Source organism: Acinetobacter sp. 70_2 (assembly GCF_056736115.1).
Window position 1 is genome coordinate 55,804 of record NZ_JBWZIP010000003.1, and the last position, 16,298, is coordinate 72,101.

18 protein-coding genes are annotated in these 16,298 nt (G+C 39.8%); 14 read left to right on the plus strand and 4 right to left on the minus strand.

What is annotated here, in order from left to right:
• The first annotated feature begins 3 nt into the window (after positions 1–3).
• The 10 genes from nuoH (at position 4) to AC1PJ9_RS02110 (ending at position 9,150) form a co-directional block, all read left to right on the plus strand.
• Positions 4–1,020: an NADH-quinone oxidoreductase subunit NuoH gene (gene nuoH / locus AC1PJ9_RS02065; protein WP_311070184.1), complete on the plus strand. Its 1,017-nt coding sequence runs from the start codon at positions 4–6 to the stop codon at positions 1,018–1,020.
• 18 nt (positions 1,021–1,038) lie between these two features.
• Positions 1,039–1,581 (plus strand): NADH-quinone oxidoreductase subunit NuoI, encoded by a 543-nt coding sequence (gene nuoI, locus AC1PJ9_RS02070; RefSeq protein ID WP_263613019.1) that lies wholly within the window; start codon positions 1,039–1,041, stop codon positions 1,579–1,581.
• The gene (gene nuoJ, locus AC1PJ9_RS02075; protein WP_014205902.1) at positions 1,581–2,099 is read left to right on the plus strand and encodes an NADH-quinone oxidoreductase subunit J; all 519 of its coding nucleotides are present in this window, start codon (positions 1,581–1,583) and stop codon (positions 2,097–2,099) included. The genes nuoI and nuoJ overlap by 1 nt, the downstream gene beginning before the upstream one ends.
• Entirely contained in the window at positions 2,099–2,407 is a 309-nt protein-coding gene (nuoK, locus tag AC1PJ9_RS02080) for an NADH-quinone oxidoreductase subunit NuoK (RefSeq protein ID WP_000529822.1), read from the plus strand. The genes nuoJ and nuoK overlap by 1 nt, the downstream gene beginning before the upstream one ends.
• Positions 2,404–4,293, plus strand: coding sequence for an NADH-quinone oxidoreductase subunit L (gene nuoL / locus AC1PJ9_RS02085; RefSeq protein ID WP_263613020.1), 1,890 nt, complete (start codon positions 2,404–2,406; stop codon positions 4,291–4,293). Before nuoK ends, nuoL begins: the two co-directional genes overlap by 4 nt.
• 1 nt (position 4,294) lies before the next feature.
• Positions 4,295–5,893 (plus strand): NADH-quinone oxidoreductase subunit M, encoded by a 1,599-nt coding sequence (nuoM, locus tag AC1PJ9_RS02090; RefSeq protein ID WP_019457080.1) that lies wholly within the window; start codon positions 4,295–4,297, stop codon positions 5,891–5,893.
• Between the two features lie 2 nt (positions 5,894–5,895).
• Positions 5,896–7,392 (plus strand): NADH-quinone oxidoreductase subunit NuoN, encoded by a 1,497-nt coding sequence (gene nuoN / locus AC1PJ9_RS02095; RefSeq protein ID WP_311086637.1) that lies wholly within the window; start codon positions 5,896–5,898, stop codon positions 7,390–7,392.
• A gap of 100 nt (positions 7,393–7,492) precedes the next feature.
• Positions 7,493–8,128: a uracil phosphoribosyltransferase gene (gene upp, locus AC1PJ9_RS02100; RefSeq protein ID WP_019457078.1), complete on the plus strand. Its 636-nt coding sequence runs from the start codon at positions 7,493–7,495 to the stop codon at positions 8,126–8,128.
• Between the two features lie 114 nt (positions 8,129–8,242).
• Positions 8,243–8,536 (plus strand): cold shock domain-containing protein, encoded by a 294-nt coding sequence (locus AC1PJ9_RS02105; RefSeq protein WP_077169979.1) that lies wholly within the window; start codon positions 8,243–8,245, stop codon positions 8,534–8,536.
• A 158-nt stretch (positions 8,537–8,694) separates the two neighbouring features.
• Complete coding sequence (locus AC1PJ9_RS02110) at positions 8,695–9,150, plus strand: excalibur calcium-binding domain-containing protein (protein ID WP_311086663.1); 456 nt, start codon at positions 8,695–8,697, stop codon at positions 9,148–9,150.
• An 11-nt stretch (positions 9,151–9,161) separates the two neighbouring features.
• On the opposite strand, the gene gigC is transcribed toward AC1PJ9_RS02110, so the two are convergent.
• Complete coding sequence (gene gigC / locus AC1PJ9_RS02115; RefSeq protein ID WP_151739721.1) at positions 9,162–10,049, minus strand: LysR family transcriptional regulator GigC; 888 nt, start codon at positions 10,047–10,049, stop codon at positions 9,162–9,164.
• Positions 10,050–10,135: 86 nt separating this feature from the next.
• Here gigC and AC1PJ9_RS02120 point away from each other — a divergent pair, with 86 nt between their 5' ends.
• A complete protein-coding gene (locus AC1PJ9_RS02120; RefSeq protein WP_039251647.1) occupies positions 10,136–10,897 on the plus strand; it encodes a ferredoxin--NADP reductase in 762 nt (253 codons plus the stop codon).
• A 47-nt stretch (positions 10,898–10,944) separates the two neighbouring features.
• Here AC1PJ9_RS02120 and AC1PJ9_RS02125 read toward each other — a convergent pair whose 3' ends face one another.
• Entirely contained in the window at positions 10,945–11,364 is a 420-nt protein-coding gene (locus AC1PJ9_RS02125) for a hypothetical protein (RefSeq protein ID WP_171249067.1), read from the minus strand.
• Between the two features lie 292 nt (positions 11,365–11,656).
• On the opposite strand from AC1PJ9_RS02125, the gene AC1PJ9_RS02130 reads away from it, so the two are divergent.
• From AC1PJ9_RS02130 to AC1PJ9_RS02140, 3 genes are all read left to right on the plus strand, one after another.
• Entirely contained in the window at positions 11,657–11,884 is a 228-nt protein-coding gene (locus AC1PJ9_RS02130) for a hypothetical protein (RefSeq protein ID WP_263613023.1), read from the plus strand.
• A gap of 227 nt (positions 11,885–12,111) precedes the next feature.
• Positions 12,112–13,779, plus strand: coding sequence for a mechanosensitive ion channel (locus AC1PJ9_RS02135; RefSeq protein WP_311086638.1), 1,668 nt, complete (start codon positions 12,112–12,114; stop codon positions 13,777–13,779).
• 128 nt (positions 13,780–13,907) lie between these two features.
• Positions 13,908–14,078 (plus strand): hypothetical protein, encoded by a 171-nt coding sequence (locus tag AC1PJ9_RS02140; protein WP_019457074.1) that lies wholly within the window; start codon positions 13,908–13,910, stop codon positions 14,076–14,078.
• A gap of 12 nt (positions 14,079–14,090) precedes the next feature.
• Here AC1PJ9_RS02140 and AC1PJ9_RS02145 read toward each other — a convergent pair whose 3' ends face one another.
• Together AC1PJ9_RS02145 and AC1PJ9_RS02150 are read right to left on the minus strand one after the other, a co-directional pair.
• Positions 14,091–15,290, minus strand: coding sequence for a BaiN/RdsA family NAD(P)/FAD-dependent oxidoreductase (locus AC1PJ9_RS02145; protein ID WP_311086639.1), 1,200 nt, complete (start codon positions 15,288–15,290; stop codon positions 14,091–14,093).
• Between the two features lie 116 nt (positions 15,291–15,406).
• Positions 15,407–16,288: a 1-aminocyclopropane-1-carboxylate deaminase/D-cysteine desulfhydrase gene (locus tag AC1PJ9_RS02150; RefSeq protein ID WP_311086640.1), complete on the minus strand. Its 882-nt coding sequence runs from the start codon at positions 16,286–16,288 to the stop codon at positions 15,407–15,409.
• Positions 16,289–16,298 lie beyond the last annotated feature (10 nt).

Below are 16,298 nucleotides of genomic sequence, written 5' to 3' on the forward strand. Positions count from 1 at the left end.
TTCATGAATCAAGAAATTATACGTCAAACGCCACTTTGGGCTGAGAACTGGCCAATTGCTTACGCAGTTGTTCAAGCAGTTGTGATTTTGCTTGTTGTAGTTTTAGTTGCGGCGTTGATGTCTTTTATTGAGCGTCGTTTGCTTGCTTTGTGGCAAGACCGTTATGGTCCAAATCGTGTTGGTCCTGGTGGTATGTTCCAGATCGTTGCCGACATGCTTAAGATCATGTTCAAAGAAGACTGGACACCAAAATTTGCTGATAAATTAACTTTCCGTTTAGCTCCGGCAGTTGCGATGGCAACTGCGGTGCTTTCGTTCATGGTTATTCCTGTAAGCCCTGCATTGGGTGTTGCAGACATGAGCATCGGTCTGTTGTTCTTTATGGCAATGGCAGGTATTGCGGTTTATGCAGTGTTATTCGGTGGTTGGGCATCAAATAACAAATATTCATTACTCGGCGGTTTACGTTCAGCTGCTCAAACCATTTCTTATGAAGTGTTCTTGGGTATCTCATTAATGGGCGTGGTTGCAATTGCTGGTTCATTTAACCTTCGTGAAATTGTTGAAGCACAACGTGATGTTTGGTTCATCATTCCACAGTTCTTAGGTTTCTTGATTTTCGTTGTTGCAGGTGTTGCGGTAACTCACCGTCACCCATTTGACCAACCTGAAGCAGAACAAGAATTGGCTGAAGGTTACCATGTTGAATATGGCGGTATGAAATGGGGTATGTTCTTCGTTGCTGAATATGTAAACGTTGTACTTATCTCTGCATTAATCGTGACTTTATTCTTTGGTGGCTGGTTAGCGCCATTCAATTTAGAAATTCCATTTGTTCCACCAGTATTCTGGTTCGTGATTAAAACAGCATTCTTCGTAATGATGTTCGTATTGGCACGTGGTTCTTTAATGCGTCCACGTTATGACCAAGTCATGAACTTTGGTTGGAAAATTTGTTTGCCATTGGCGTTGGTCAACTTGTTAGTGACTGGTGCTGTGATTCTGATGAATCAGGCCTAGGACAGCAGGGAGTACAAAATGTATAAATTTCTAGCTGGATTCGGATCGATTGTACGTTCGTTGTTTATGGTATTTAGCCATGCAACGCGTAAACGTGACACGATTTTATATCCAGAAGTACCGGCTGAACAGATTGTGCCACCACGCTTTCGTGGTCGTATTGTGTTGACGCGTGACCCAGATGGGGAAGAGCGTTGTGTGGCATGTAACCTTTGTGCGGTTGCATGTCCAGTTGGCTGTATTTCATTACAAAAAGCTGAAAAAGAAGATGGTCGTTGGTATCCGGAATTTTTCCGTATCAACTTCTCTCGTTGTATTTTCTGCGGTATGTGTGAAGAAGCATGTCCAACCACAGCGATTCAAATGACTCCAGATTTCGAGTTAGGCGAATACGTACGTCAAGACCTTGTTTATGAGAAAGAAAACTTACTTATTTCAGGTCCAGGTAAATACCCAGACTACAACTTCTACCGCGTAACCGGTATGGCAATTAACGGTAAAGAGAAAGGTCAAGCACAAAAAGAAAGTGCACCAATCGATGTACGGAGTCTATTACCATGATGTGGCCGTTTTATTTGATGGCGCTCGTGGCCATCGTTTCTACGGTTCGTGTAGTGACTAACACGAACCCTGTACATGCATTGCTTAGTCTGATTGTTTCATTACTTGCTGTTGCTGGTATTTTCATGATCGTAGGTGCGCCGTTTGCCGGCGCCCTCGAAATCATTGTTTATGCTGGTGCAATTATGGTCTTGTTCGTATTCGTTGTGATGATGCTTAACTTAGGGCAACACACTGTGGAACAAGAGCGTAAATGGCTTTCTTCAGATGCTTGGGCATATCCAGCACTCATGAGCTTTTTACTTGGCTTGCTTTTAGTTTGGATGCTTGGTGGTGAATATACAACCATCTCTGCGCCACTTGGCGCACAAGTAATTGGACCAAAAGTTGTTGGTCAGGCGCTCTTTACTCACTACTTGTTATTGGTTGAAGTTGCCGCAATGTTATTGCTAGCAGCCCTTGTTGCAGCATACCACTTAGGTAAACGTGAACCAGGTGCAGAAGAGGAAAAAGAATAATGGGCCAGATCCCTTTAGAACATGGTTTGATTGTTGCAACCATTCTTTTTGCACTCGGTTTTTACGGTGTAATGGTGCGACGCAACCTACTATTTATGTTAATGAGCCTTGAAATCATGATGAATGCTGCTGCGTTAGCATTCGTTCTTGCGGGTAGCGTATGGGCACAACCAGATGGACAAGTGATGTTCATTCTGATTTTAACCCTTGCTGCAGCAGAGGCGTGTATCGGTCTTGCGATTGTCCTTCAGTTCTATCATCGCTTCCATCATTTGGATGTGGATGCTGCTAGTGAGATGCGCGGATGAGTTATTTATATCTAACAGTATTATTTCCGCTAATCGGTTTTATTTTATTGGCGGCAGGGCGTGATAAGCTCTCTGAAAATGTTGCAGCAATTATTGGTGTGGGTTCTGTAGGTTTATCTGCATTATTTGCATTGATTGCTGGTATGGCTTTTACCAACAGCGGCCAACAGGTTTTTGTTCAAAACCTTTGGACATGGTTCAATGTTGGTGGTTTCGCTCCTGGCATTAGCTTACATTTAGATGGCTTATCTTTACTCATGATGGGCATGATCACTGGTGTTGGTTTTCTAATCCACATCTTTGCATCATGGTACATGCGTGGTGAAGAAGGTTATGCGCGCTTCTTCTCTTATTTCAACCTATTCGTTGCAAGCATGCTTGTGCTTGTATTGGGTGACAACTTAGCGTTGTTATTCTTAGGTTGGGAAGGCGTAGGTCTTTGCTCTTACTTGCTGATTGGTTTCTATTATGCAAACCCTGCAAATGGTTGGGCAGCGATCAAAGCATTTACAGTTACCCGCGTAGGTGACGTATTCTTACTTATCGCTTTATTCTTGCTTTACCAACAATTTGGTACGCTGAATACTCAGTACATCGTTGAACACGCAGCAGAAGTAATGACGAAGAGCTCGTCACTTACCATCTGGACTGCATTAATGTTGTTCTTAGGTGCTGCTGGTAAATCTGCTCAAATTCCATTGCAAACATGGTTGGCAGATGCGATGGCAGGTCCAACCCCTGTTTCTGCATTAATCCACGCAGCAACAATGGTAACGGCTGGTGTGTACTTATGCTGTCGTCTATTTAGCGTATTTGAACTTGCACCTGAAGTGATGCAATTCATTTCAGTAACAGGTGCTGTAACTTTATTAGTTGCAGGCTTTGCTGCTCTTGTGCAAACAGACATCAAACGTATTTTAGCTTACTCAACAATGAGTCAGCTCGGTTATATGTTTATGGCTGTCGGTGCAGAAGCTTATCAAGCTGGCTTGTTCCACATGTTGGCTCACGCATTCTTCAAAGCATTATTATTCTTGTCTTCTGGTGCGGTTATTCTTGCTTACCATCACGAACAAAATATTTTCAAAATGGGTGGTTTGTTCTACAAAAACAAATTCCTATTTGCATGTTTCGCGATTGGTGGCGGTGCATTAGCAGCGATTCCATTCTTAACAATCGGCTTCTTCTCAAAAGATGCGATTCTTGGTGAAGTTTGGGTTCAAGGTCAATCAATTGCTCTATACCACACCTTATATTGGGCTGGTGTAGCAGGTGCGTTCCTGACTTCAATCTATACTTTCCGTTTAATCTGGGTTGTATTCTTCGGTAAAGAAAATACACATTACCATGAGATTAAAGGTGCAACTTACTGGGCGCCATTAGGTATCTTGGCTGTATTGTCTACTTTTGTGGGCGCTGCACTAAAAGGTCCGGTCGCTGGTATTTTAAATACAGCGAAAATTCCTGAATTCCATGTTGCTGAACAGTTTGTAGAAGGCATGCATGGGGCAGAGCATTTAGCAGTAGGTATCGCGCTTGCTGGTTTAGCAGTTGGTATTGGTCTGTTTGCATTTGCTTACGGTGCAGTGAAGTCGTTTGCTCAAACAAGTCTTGGTGCTGGCTTAGCTCATATTTGTCGTACTGCATTTGGTTTCGATGCGTTGTATGACATCGTTTTTGTTAAACCTTATTTATTCTTCGCCAAACTATTTGGTCGTGATCCAATTGATAGCTTGTGGCTTGTGCTTCCTGCGCTTGTTAAAGGCGGAAACAGTTTTACAAGCTCACGTCAAACAGGTTCATTGCGTGAATACGCATCAAGCATGTCACTCGGTGTAGTGGTGTTATTGATGATCTTGATCGTTATTCAGGTAGTGGGGAAATAAAATGGAAAACAATTTAATTTTACCCGCGCTGATCCTTGTTCCGTTCATTGCAGGTTTTACTTGTTGGTTAGTCGATAAACTCGACAAAACTTTGCCACGCTGGATTGCCTTAATTGGTATGCTCATTACATTGGGCTTAGGTCTTGCACTTTGGCAAAGTGGTACTTATACCTATGAGTTGGGCTCAAAAGTCCCAACTTGGTCAGCTGAGTTCTATTTACCGTGGATTAAATCTCTCGGTATTGGCATTCACTTAGCAGTGGATGGCTTGTCTTTACTCATGGTGTTGTTAACAGCTTTACTGGGTGTACTTGCTGTTGGTTGTTCATGGGGTGAGATTCAAAAGAATGTTGGTTTCTTCCACTTAAACTTATTATGGAGTTTAGGTGGCGTTATTGGCGTGTTCTTGGCAATCGATTTGTTCCTATTCTTCTTCTTCTGGGAGATGATGCTTGTACCAATCTACTTCTTGATTGCGTTATGGGGTCATAAAGGTTCAAACGGCCGTTCACGTGTTTACGCTGCAACTAAGTTCTTCTTATATACGCAAATCGCTGGTTTAGTGATGTTAATCGGTATCCTTGGCCTTGTGGTCTATGGTTACATGATGACTGGTATGATCGGTTTTGATTACAACTATTTATTAGCTGTAGCGAATCGTTTACCTGCTGGCTTCGCGTATGGTTTCATGATCTGCTTCTTTATCGGTTTTGCAGTGAAGTTACCAGTGTTTCCATTGCATGGCTGGTTACCAGATGCACATGCTCAAGCTCCTACAGCGGGTTCTGTAGACTTGGCTGGTATCTTGATTAAAACAGCAGCATACGGTTTGCTCCGTTTCGTAATTCCATTCTTCCCAGCAGCTTCTGCACAGTTTGCAGATATTGCGATTATTTTCGGTTTGATTGGTATTTTCTACGGCGCTTGGTGTGCTTACCAGCAAACTGACATGAAACGTTTACTTGCGTATACGTCGATTTCACACATGGGCTTCATTTTACTTGCAATCTATGCAGGTAATATTTTGACCTTCCAAGGTTTAATGATCATGATGTTGGCACATGGTTTGTCATCTGCTGCATTGTTCATTATGTCTGGTCAAATCTACGAGCGCTTGCATACACGTGATTTGCGTTTGATGGGTGGTCTTCGTGGTCAACTCCAATACTTACCATTCTTCTTAATGTTCTTCGTAGCTGCTCTTGTTGGTGTGCCAGGTTTAGGTAACTTTATTGGTGAATTCCTGATTTTGATGGGTTCATTTAATAAATATCCGGCCTTCACGATTCTTGCTTCTATCAGCCTTGTATTTGCAGGTTTATATGGCTTGATCTTGATTCACCGTGCTTTATTTGGTGAGCCAAACCCTGAACAAAAGCAACACTACACTAGTCCATTAAAAGACTTATCTGCTCGTGAAGTTGTTATTTTGATGATTTGTGCGATTGGTCTCGTTTGGCTTGGTATCTTCCCACAAACATTCTTGGATGTATCTCATTCAAGTATGCAGTGGTTGGTCAATAGTTATGTGCCAGTACAAGAAGTCGTTGAAACTGTTCAGCAAACAGCTACTCAACTTGACCATGTGGAGATCCAATAATCATGAACTTCACAGTATCATTCTCTACGCTCATGCCATTAGCACCTGTGATGATTGTTGCGTTGACAACAGTCGTCGTTATGCTGCTCATTGCAATTAAGCGTAACCATAATTTAATCGCAACAACTTCTGTTGTCGGTTTAAACCTTGCTGCACTTTATATCTTGTTAGAACTATTTGGCGGTAAATTTGTACCGGCAAATGTGATGGGCATGTTTATGGTTGACCCATTTACTTTGTTCTATCAGTTCATGATTTTAGTTGCATCATTGGCTTGTTGTACTTTGTCTCATGCTTACATCGAGACTTATAAAGACAACCGTGAAGAACTCTATCTTCTGTTACTTGCTTCTGTAGCAGGTGCAATGTTGATGGTTGCAAGTTCTCACTATGCATCTTTCTTCATTAGTCTTGAGTTAATGTCGATTCCTGTATACGGCTTACTTGCTTATACATATCAACGTAGCCAATCGCTTGAAGCGGGTATTAAGTACCTTGTACTTTCTGCAACAGCTTCTGCGATGTTGTTGATGGGTATGGCGTATATCTACGCTTACACTGGTTCGCTTTCATTCTATGATTCGGTTCAAGCTTTATTTGGCGCAATCAAACAGCCAATGGTGTTATTAGGTTTAGCACTTATTATCTTTGCTGTTGCATTCAAATTGTCGCTTGCACCGTTCCACAAATGGACACCAGATGTATATGCAGGCGCTCCAGCTCCAATGGCAACTTTCTTAGCAACTGCTGCTAAGGTTGCGACTATTGGTTTGTTCGTACGTTATTTGCTTGCTTCTGGCGCAATTATGGTGAACTCGCTAGTGACTGTTTTGACAATCATTGCTGTATTGTCAATTTTAGTCGGTAACTTGCTCGCTGTTCGCCAAGTGAACTTAAAGCGTATTTTGGGTTATTCATCTATTGCTCACTTTGGTTATTTGTTAATTGCTTTAATCAGCATGACTTATGCGAGCTTAGGTAGCGTAACTGTGTATGTGGTGACTTATGTATTAACAACTATTGGTGCCTTTGGTGCAGTAGCGTTAATGTCTAGTCCATATAACAACGTAGATGAAGCTCAAAGCCTTGCAGACTACCGCGGTTTGTTCTGGCGTCGTCCAGTACTTACAGCAACATTAACAGTCATGATGTTATCTTTGGCTGGTATTCCATTAACAGCAGGCTTCATTGGTAAGTTTTTGGTTGTTATGGCTGCTGTAACGACTCAACACTGGTTCTTAGCTGCAATGATTATTGTAGGTAGTGGTATTGGTTTGTATTACTACTTACGTGTGATGGTTGTGATGTATATGACTCCACCTGAAACTCCTCGTATTGATGCTGATGCACATTGGGGACAAAAAGTAGGTGGTTTGATGGTATTAGCTGCTGCTGCATTAGTTATTATTTTGGGTGTATATCCAGATCCAATGATTAATTTGGCATTAAAAGCAGAAATTTTATCTCCATTACATTTCATGCTTTCGCAACAACAATAATTCTTGTGTACAAAAAAGCCTCCAAATATGGAGGCTTTTTTTTATTGATAGTTAAAAAAAGATTATAATAAATACGTTTTTATATTTTTAGGTAACATCTGTGGCCATTCAAGAAATTCGTCACCCACTTATTCGTCATAAATTAGGTTTATTACGTCGTGCTGACATCAGTACTAAGAATTTCCGTGAGCTTGCTCAAGAAGTGACTATGTTGTTGACATATGAAGCAACGAAAGATTTACCAGTTGTGGATTGCGAAATTGATGGATGGGCTGGAACTGTTACTACTCAGCGTATTGCTGGTAAAAAAATAACGATTGTACCGATTTTACGTGCTGGTATCGGTATGCTTGATGGCGTACTTAATCTGATTCCAAGTGCAAAAGTAAGTGTGTTAGGTCTTGAGCGTGATGAAGCCACTCTAGAAGTACGTACTTACTATAAAAAACTGGTTCCAGATGTTGCTAACCGTATTGCAATGATTATTGATCCAATGCTTGCAACAGGTAACTCTTTGGTTGCTGCAATTGATGTGTTAAAGGCAAGTGGATGTAAAGATATCCGTGTTATGGTATTAGTTGCAGCTCCTGAAGGAATTGCAAAGGTAGAAGCAGCGCATCCTGATATTGAGCTTTATACTGCATCTATTGACGATGGCTTAAATGAGCAAGGCTATATTGTTCCAGGTTTAGGCGATGCTGGCGACAAGATTTTTGGTAGTGTTCAAAAAGATTAATTTTTGACATAACGATAAAAAGAGACTTCATCAAACCGTATGCTTTTAAGGGCGGAATTGAAAGTCTCTTTTTATTTAGTGTGATGACTGGATTGGAAAAGTAGGGGAAAGATCATGAAACAAGAGTTTTATATTGGAAGGGTAAAACAATATAACCCCGATAAGGGTTTTGGTTTTATTTCAACCACTGAAGGAGATATTTTCTTTCATATTTCTGATTTCCCTGCATCAGAAGGTGAACCAAAAAGAAATGAAAAAGTGAGATTTCTTGCGGCAGATAATCAGGGGAAGTTTAAAGCGATCAAAATTGAGCGTGTTGATCCAAACCCTGCGAAAACCAAGAAGAATAAAATTGCGGATCACAATAAAGCGATCACAAGTGAGTTATTGTCAAATTTCCGACGTTAATAATGAACTAAATGTAATATATTAAAAAACTTAAGTAATGAATTTATCAGACAAGTGTTTTGATGCGTTCAGAAAGATTAAGTGATTTAGAATTAAGGGAGATATAAATTTCCCTTAATTTTTTAAGAATGAATAATAAGATTAAAAAATGGGGAAATATGATTCAACGGGGAAAAATTAAACGCAGCAAATTCAAGCTGAGTTCAAGTGAATACATCAGTATATTTATCGTTGGCATCTTGGTTATTGTTGCATGTGTGAGTTTCACGGTATTGTACTATCGTCAGCAGGCTCAGCAGCGTGTATCACATGAAAAAGTGCATTTATTAATACAACAACAGAAGACGATTATTGAAGCACAGCGCGCAGCTTTGGGTAAGTTACCGGATGTTCAGCTTTCTGAAAAAACGAAAAAGGCTTTAGCACTTACATCTGAAAGAGCCCCGGAACGGGTAAATGATAAAACATCGGCTTTTCATTGTGATGGGCGTGAGTATTGTTCCCAAATGCACTCTTTAGAAGAGGCACGTTGGTTTGTAAGAAATTGTCCGAACACTAAAATGGATGGGAACCGTGACGGTGAGCCCTGCGAAAATGATTCTAGATGGCATTAGAAGATCAGGCTTTAAGCCTGATCTTCATCACAGAATTTTAAAAATGCTTTGAGGCCCGGCCCTTGATATTTTTGGCGATGTACCAGCATATAAAGCGGACGAGTCAGTTGCCAAAATGGTGTATCTAAAATAACAAGCTGACCTTTTTCACTTAAAGGTTCAATTGCTAATCTAGAAATACAAGACATTCCTAAACCACCAGCCACTATTTTTAAGATTGCTTCATTGTGACCAAGCGTTAAACGAATGTTGGCATCTGGTAGATCTTGCAAAATTGCATTATCAAAAACTTCACGCGTACCTGAACCTTCTTCACGTAAGATCCATTCTACTTCGTGAAAATCTTGAGGGGTAAGGGGGCGATTTAAACGTGTTAAAGGATGATCTGGGGAACAGCACACTGCTAGCTCATCATCACGCCAATGAATACATTGAAGTTGAGGTAAGTGACAAGAACCTTCAATTAAAGCTAAATCTAATTGGAACTGATTTACAGCTTCAATCATTTGGCGGGTATTACCCACTTGAAGTTGTAAATGTGCTTGCGGATGACGTTGTAAAAAGCTGGCCATTAAATCAGGCATTAAATAGTCACTGATGGTTAAGGTCGCCCCAATACGAAGGTCAATACTTTGTAATTCACCTTTTGCAGCTTGTTCAAACGCTTCACAACGTCCCAAGATTTCTAAAGCTTGTGGAAGTAAAAAACGTCCAAGATCATTAAGCTGTAAGCGCTTACCTAAACGATCAAATAAAGGAGCACCTAAGCCGTCTTCTAAATCGGCTAAAGCCATACTTGCTGCACTTTGCGTCAGTCTGACCGCATCACTGGCTTTAGTAACGGTTCCTTCTTGGGCGACTGCTACAAAAACAGCCAACTGGCGTAATGTCATCCGCATGTTTAAAAAGCCTTAACGTTTAAAAGTATTCATTATTTCGGCTGTCATGCTAACATGAGCGCACTATTTCATGCCACGTTGAAATCATGTCAATTGAAAAATTTAGCGTAGAAAAAGTTTTATCAGTTCATCGTTGGACCCCAACACTTTTCAGCTTTACCATGACTCGTCCTTCGCATTTTAAATTTACCGCAGGTCAGTTTGCGCGTATAGGTTTAAAGGTAGGTGACGAACTGGTTGTCCGTGCTTATTCGGTGGTGTCTTCTCCATTTGATGAAACGCTAGAGTTCTTCTCAATTGTTGTACCAGACGGTGCTTTCACTTCGAATCTACAGCATTTGAAAGTCGGTGATGAGCTTTATTTGGAAAAAATTCCATATGGATATCTGACTTTGGCGCGTTATCAGCAACCTTTACCGCATGATTTATGGTTATTAGCAACAGGTACAGGTTTGGCTCCATTTTTGTCGATGCTACAAGACTTTGAGACTTGGTCTAATTATCAAAAGATTAATTTGGTTTATAGCGTCCGTACTGCAGATGAATTGGCATATGTCGATCGTATTCAAGAGATTGCTGAAACGTTTGGAGAAGGGCATAACGGCTTTAAATTTATTCCTATTATTACCCGAGACTCATCAGCGCCGTTGCATGAGCGCTTACCTGTATTAATCGAAAATGGTGAGTTAGAAAAAGCAGCAGGTTTGGAACTTAACTCAGCAACTAGTCACGTCATGTTATGTGGAAACCCACAAATGGTTGACGATACTAAAGAAGCTTTAAAACGCCGTGGTTTGACGATGAATCGTCGTGGTGAGGGAAATATTGCTGTAGAGAATTATTGGTAAAACTGAAAGTAAAAATATTTTAAGAAAGTTTTTTATGGATATGTTTATTAATGGACAAACATATCCATAAATTCACGAATTTCTGAAATCGCACTGTCGACATCTGTTGAAAGCCAAGTCGGTTCAAACAGACCTGCATAATATTCAAGACGATCTTGAGGAACAACCAAGCGGACAGGGCAGTCTTCTTCAAGTAAACGCCAAGGTAAAATAGGGACTTCATTGTCCAGAAATACATTGATATTACGAATATCAACAATCATTGCATTAACACATTCAGGGAATGGCATAACCGAGAACTCTTCGGTACGGCGACGGAAATACTCAAGATCACTCCATTTGAGCTCATAGCTTGGCTTATTAAATTCAATAATACCAATGAGATGGTCATCTCTTGTCTGATGCAAATAACATTGATGTGTGACGTCAGTGTCGAGATCAAGAGTTACGCTTTGCTGACGATACATCATAAAATTGAGTAGCTTTAAAACAAGGGGGCTTATTATAGCCTATTTTATAAAAAGTAAGCGCTAAAACATATTGTATTACAAATCGAACTTCGAAGAAGTTTATGAATAAAGTGAGATTATATTTTTAATAGTCAAAATTAATGTGGCTAAATTTTATACTAAATTTATTATTTTAAAAGTAGAGTTTTGCAACCATAGTCACCTTCGCATAATGCTTTTTCACACAATGCAACAAATCAAATTGTTATGATGAATATATAGTTAATGATAATAGAAGAGGGGAAAGAAGATGCATGATTTTTCAAAACCACCTCATGTGACGAGTCCTGAAGAGACTGCAAAAAAAAGAAGATTGCCAGTTTATATTTTAATTATTGTAGGGCTTTTTCTTCTTGCGCTTATTGTTTATATGGTTTCTGAACATAACCAATCGCCAAAACAAGAAGGGGCTTTTCAACATGAGACTACACCACATGTCATGATGGGTACTTCTGATCTGAAAACTTACAAAGGATAGTAAGCCCAACAGTATATCTCGATAGAAAGCCTTTAGGATGTGTCCTGAAGGCTTTTTTTGCAATCTTTTGCATCAATTTGTTGTATTTATGCAGAAGGATGTTGATTGAAAAATATTCAAAACATAAGGTGACATAGACCGCATTTATCGTCATTTTTTACAACGAACTAGTGTTTTTCATTTACTGATAACACTGAAAAGAACATAACAATTGAGGACATAACAATATGAATGAATTTTTTAATGGGCCTCGCGGCGCTCAGTTTGATGCGATGTATTACTGGGATCAGTTTCATCCTATTTTAGCTGCAATTGTCATCTTACTGGTTGGCTGGATAATCGCTTTATTAGTTGCAGCAGGGGTAAAAAAACTTCTGCAAAAATTAAATACAAATGCCAAATTATCTTCAGCTACAGGACGTACTCCTAATATAGAAGGCCTCGTCTCCAAAGTCATATTCTGGTTTATTCTGATTCTTGCTGTTGTTGCTGCTTTAAATGTGCTCAACATTAGTGGAGTGAGTGGACCATTTAGCAATATGGTGAATCAAGTACTCGTCTATATTCCAAATATTATTGCTGCCGTGGTGGTGGGTTTCATTGGTTGGATCGTTGCTCGACTGGTGCGGGCGGGAATTACCAATGTGCTATCCAGAACGCAACTCGATGACAAATTAAGTAGCGAAGTAGGGGTAGGGGGAATTAGTCAGAATATTGGTGAAATTCTTTACTGGCTTGTGTTATTACTTTTCCTTCCTATTGTACTCTCAATCTTAGGGTTAACAGGTTTACTTATTCCTGTTCAAAATATGGTGAATGAGGCAATTGCCTTCTTACCAAATATCTTTATTGCTGGCGTTATCGTTTTTGTTGGATATATCTTGGCAAAAATTGTACGCGGTATTGTTGAAGGTTTAATTAATAGCTTAGGTGTTCAAGCACAAGCGGAAAAAATCGGTCTGTTCAAAAACTCAAATGTAGGCAAATTTTTAGGTTCATTTGTTTTTGCCATTATTATCATTACGACATTGATTGTGGCATTTGAAGCTTTAGGTATTGAGACAATTTCTCAGCCAGCGACAGCAATGCTCAATGAAATCTTGCAAGCGATTCCAAACATTATTGCTGCTGGTTTAATTTTACTGGTTGCTTATATTGTTTCTCGTTTTGTTGGACGCTTGGTTGCTGAACTCATTGCAGGAACAGGTGTTGATGAAATCCCTGCAAAATTAGATGTACAACGCTTTTTCGGTCAAACTAAAGTTTCTGGTGCTGTTGGCTGGTTAATCGTGTTCTTTACCATGTTGTTTGCAGTTTCAGAAGCTGCTGACCGTCTTGGCTTTGAACAGATTAGTGGTCTAATCGCAATGTTTATCCACTTCGGTGCAAACATTCTATTGGGCGCTGTGATTTTGGTTATTGGTTTCTGGCTTGCAAATGTGGTGGCGAACGTAGTTCAGCGCGGTGAATATAACAGTTCGCGTTGGTTAGGTAGTTTGGTTCGTGTCTTAATTATTGGCTTAGTCCTTGCGCTTGGTTTAAAAGCGATGGGTATTGCTGATTCGATTGTGAATCTTGCATTTGGCTTAACTCTAGGTGCAGTTGCAGTGGCTTTCGCGCTTGCATTTGGCTTAGGTGGTCGTCAACCAGCGGAAAGACTATTGTCTGACTTGCTTGATAAAGCGAAAAAAGAAGCTAATCAACCAAATCCTTTATATCAACCACCTTCTACTACAACAGCAAGTACGTCTTCGGCTTCAACTTCGCCAACGACTACAACTTCATCATCAACTGTTTCATCTGATGCAAAACCAGCTGATTCTGCACAAGTAAATCCATCACAACCACCAGTAAATAAACCTTTTGGTTCTACTGGCGAAAATGATGAAATTTAGTAGGTGTAACTAATTTTCAGATAAACAGTACAAAAAATCTTTGATTTTTGTGATAAGTTCGACCACTCTATATTGAGTGGTCGTTCTGTCTTTGACAGCTATAAAAACAAATAAGTGAGGAAAATACCATGAAAAAGCCTGGTCGTTTTTTAGCACCTGTTGTAATTGCTGGGATTACCGTTGGTTTTTTAGCAAGTGCTTATAAATTTGTGTTTAGCAAATCTGATTCATCAAAACAGGCAACAACGCATACACGTGACGCTGAAAAATCATCAAGTGAAGCGAAAGCAGCAAATTAGCTTATTCAGCATTTAAACATATTGCGCTGCTGCATAAGCAGAAGACCAAGCCCATTGAAAGTTATAACCGCCTAAATGGCCGGTCACATCCAGTACTTCTCCAATAAAGAATAGTCCTTTCTGTTTTTTGCTTTCGAGTGTTTTAGATGAAACTTCAGTTGTATCAATTCCACCTAAGGTCACTTCGGCAGTACGATATCCTTCAGTGCCTGATGGTTTAACCGAAAAACCATGTAATTGCTCGGCAATATGCTCTAGCTGTGCATCACTGATATTACCAATTGCCGTTTCGCTATGCTCTGGCCATATGAGTTGTTGTAGCTCTTGTACAATACTTTTCGCTGTAAACTCATTCAGAAGGGTGCGCAATAAAACTTTAGGCTGTGCTTTCTTTTTATCTTTTAAATAAGCTGCCAAATCTTGGCTTGGGAAAAAGTCAATTTTAAAACTTTCCCCAGTATTCCAATAGTTAGAAAGCTGTAAAGAACTTGGCCCACTTAATCCACGATGAGTAAATAATAACGCTTCAGTAAAGCTATTTTTTGAGTTGCTTAACGTGACATCTAAAGCATTACCACTTAAGCGTGTGGTAACTTCTTTAATATGATCTGAAAAAGTAAATGGAACTAAACCTGCACGGGTTGGGAAAACTGTATGTCCAAATTTTTGTGCTAGTTCATAGCCAAATCCAGAACCGCCCAAAGTCGGAATAGATAAGCCGCCTGTAGCAACAACTAATGACTCACAGTTAAAACGACCTTGGTTGGTGTGTACAGAAAAACCGCCTTGTTCTAATGGGTCGATTTGTCCAACTTCACAATGGGTTTGGATTTCAACATTGTTGGTTTTATTACACTCACTCACCAACATCTCTAAAATTTCTTTAGCGCCGTTTAACGTAAATAATTGCCCGTGTTTTCGTTCTTCATATGCAATTCCATAATCACATATCAGTCCAATAAAGTCCCAATTGCTATAGCGTGATAAGGCAGAAATAACAAAGTGTGGATTATGAGAAATATAGTTGTCAGGCTCTACATATAGATTGGTAAAGTTACATTTCCCACCGCCCGACATTAAAATCTTTTTACCAATTTTGTTGGCTTTTTCTAAAATTAAAACCGAGCGCCCTCGTTTAGCAGCATGTGCAGCCAACATGAGTCCAGAAGCGCCTGCACCTAAGACAATGACATCGACATGACTGTTAGACATAAGAGATTCTCGATTAATCGTGAAAATTAAAAAGGGGCATATACTATCATGTCAGCACTTACTCGTGCTAAAGACATTTATTGCGTTAGAGAAAACGTTAGCGAAAAGTGAGTGAATTATTGGTGTGATTTATTTCTTATATCTGCCTGTAAACCACCAGAATGAATAGCCAGAATGCGAGTTGCTTCAGGGAAGTAATTGTTTTTGATAAGATCCAACAGACCGAACATCATTTTTCCCGTATAGATCGGTTCAAGGGGTACAGCATATTGTTCTTCGAAATTTTCTATAAATGCCAGTAAATCAGATGAAGTTTTCGCATAACCACCACAGCAATAAGCATCAGTGAGCGACCAATTCTGTTTTTTAGTCCACTGCTGAACTTCTTGTTGTAAAAAGTCACCTTTTAAAGCCGCAAATCCTAAAACTTTTTGATGTGCTGAACTTCTTTCAATAAGGCCCGAAATCGTTCCACCAGTTCCCACTGCACAGCAAATCACATCGTATTGCTTTAAATCACTCTGACTAAGAATTTCCTGACAGCCTTGAACTGCCAGTTCATTGGTGCCACCTTCAGGAATAATGAAAGTTTCAGGAAATTGAAGATGTAACTGTTGAAGATAGTTTTCATCATTTCTCAAACGATATTCATTGCGTGAGACAAAATGTAGCTGCATTCCCAAACTTTGAGCTTTTGCCAAGGTGGGGTTGAGAGGCTTACTCGCTAACTCTTCACCGCGAATAATTCCTATACTGTGTAAGCCAAAAAGATGAGCTGCATAAGCAGTTGCAGCAATATGATTTGAGTAAGCCCCACCAAAAGTCAAAATAGTTGATAGACCTTGTTGTTTTGCGGCAAGCAGATTGTATTTTAGTTTGAAAAATTTATTGCCTGAAATTTGAGGATGAATTAGATCTACCCTTTTAATGTCGAGATGAACAGATGAGGGGAGTTCAATGTGCTGATAGGAAATAGGCTGGGCAATGTGATCAAACATTAGAAATTGA

Bases quoted from the DNA above. Each gene is read 5' to 3' on its own strand.
- nuoH (WP_311070184.1), top strand. From the start codon at position 4: ATGAATCAAGAAATTATACGTCAAACGCCACTTTGGGCTGAGAACTGG.
- nuoI (WP_263613019.1), top strand. From the start codon at position 1,039: ATGTATAAATTTCTAGCTGGATTCGGATCGATTGTACGTTCGTTGTTT.
- nuoJ (WP_014205902.1), top strand. From the start codon at position 1,581: ATGTGGCCGTTTTATTTGATGGCGCTCGTGGCCATCGTTTCTACGGTT.
- nuoK (WP_000529822.1), top strand. From the start codon at position 2,099: ATGGGCCAGATCCCTTTAGAACATGGTTTGATTGTTGCAACCATTCTT.
- nuoL (WP_263613020.1), top strand. From the start codon at position 2,404: ATGAGTTATTTATATCTAACAGTATTATTTCCGCTAATCGGTTTTATT.
- nuoM (WP_019457080.1), top strand. From the start codon at position 4,295: ATGGAAAACAATTTAATTTTACCCGCGCTGATCCTTGTTCCGTTCATT.
- nuoN (WP_311086637.1), top strand. From the start codon at position 5,896: ATGAACTTCACAGTATCATTCTCTACGCTCATGCCATTAGCACCTGTG.
- AC1PJ9_RS02105 (WP_077169979.1), top strand. From the start codon at position 8,243: ATGAAACAAGAGTTTTATATTGGAAGGGTAAAACAATATAACCCCGAT.
- AC1PJ9_RS02110 (WP_311086663.1), top strand. From the start codon at position 8,695: ATGATTCAACGGGGAAAAATTAAACGCAGCAAATTCAAGCTGAGTTCA.
- gigC (WP_151739721.1), bottom strand. From the start codon at position 10,049: ATGCGGATGACATTACGCCAGTTGGCTGTTTTTGTAGCAGTCGCCCAA.
- AC1PJ9_RS02120 (WP_039251647.1), top strand. From the start codon at position 10,136: ATGTCAATTGAAAAATTTAGCGTAGAAAAAGTTTTATCAGTTCATCGT.
- AC1PJ9_RS02125 (WP_171249067.1), bottom strand. From the start codon at position 11,364: ATGTATCGTCAGCAAAGCGTAACTCTTGATCTCGACACTGACGTCACA.
- AC1PJ9_RS02130 (WP_263613023.1), top strand. From the start codon at position 11,657: ATGCATGATTTTTCAAAACCACCTCATGTGACGAGTCCTGAAGAGACT.
- AC1PJ9_RS02135 (WP_311086638.1), top strand. From the start codon at position 12,112: ATGAATGAATTTTTTAATGGGCCTCGCGGCGCTCAGTTTGATGCGATG.
- AC1PJ9_RS02140 (WP_019457074.1), top strand. From the start codon at position 13,908: ATGAAAAAGCCTGGTCGTTTTTTAGCACCTGTTGTAATTGCTGGGATT.
- AC1PJ9_RS02145 (WP_311086639.1), bottom strand. From the start codon at position 15,290: ATGTCTAACAGTCATGTCGATGTCATTGTCTTAGGTGCAGGCGCTTCT.
- AC1PJ9_RS02150 (WP_311086640.1), bottom strand. From the start codon at position 16,288: ATGTTTGATCACATTGCCCAGCCTATTTCCTATCAGCACATTGAACTC.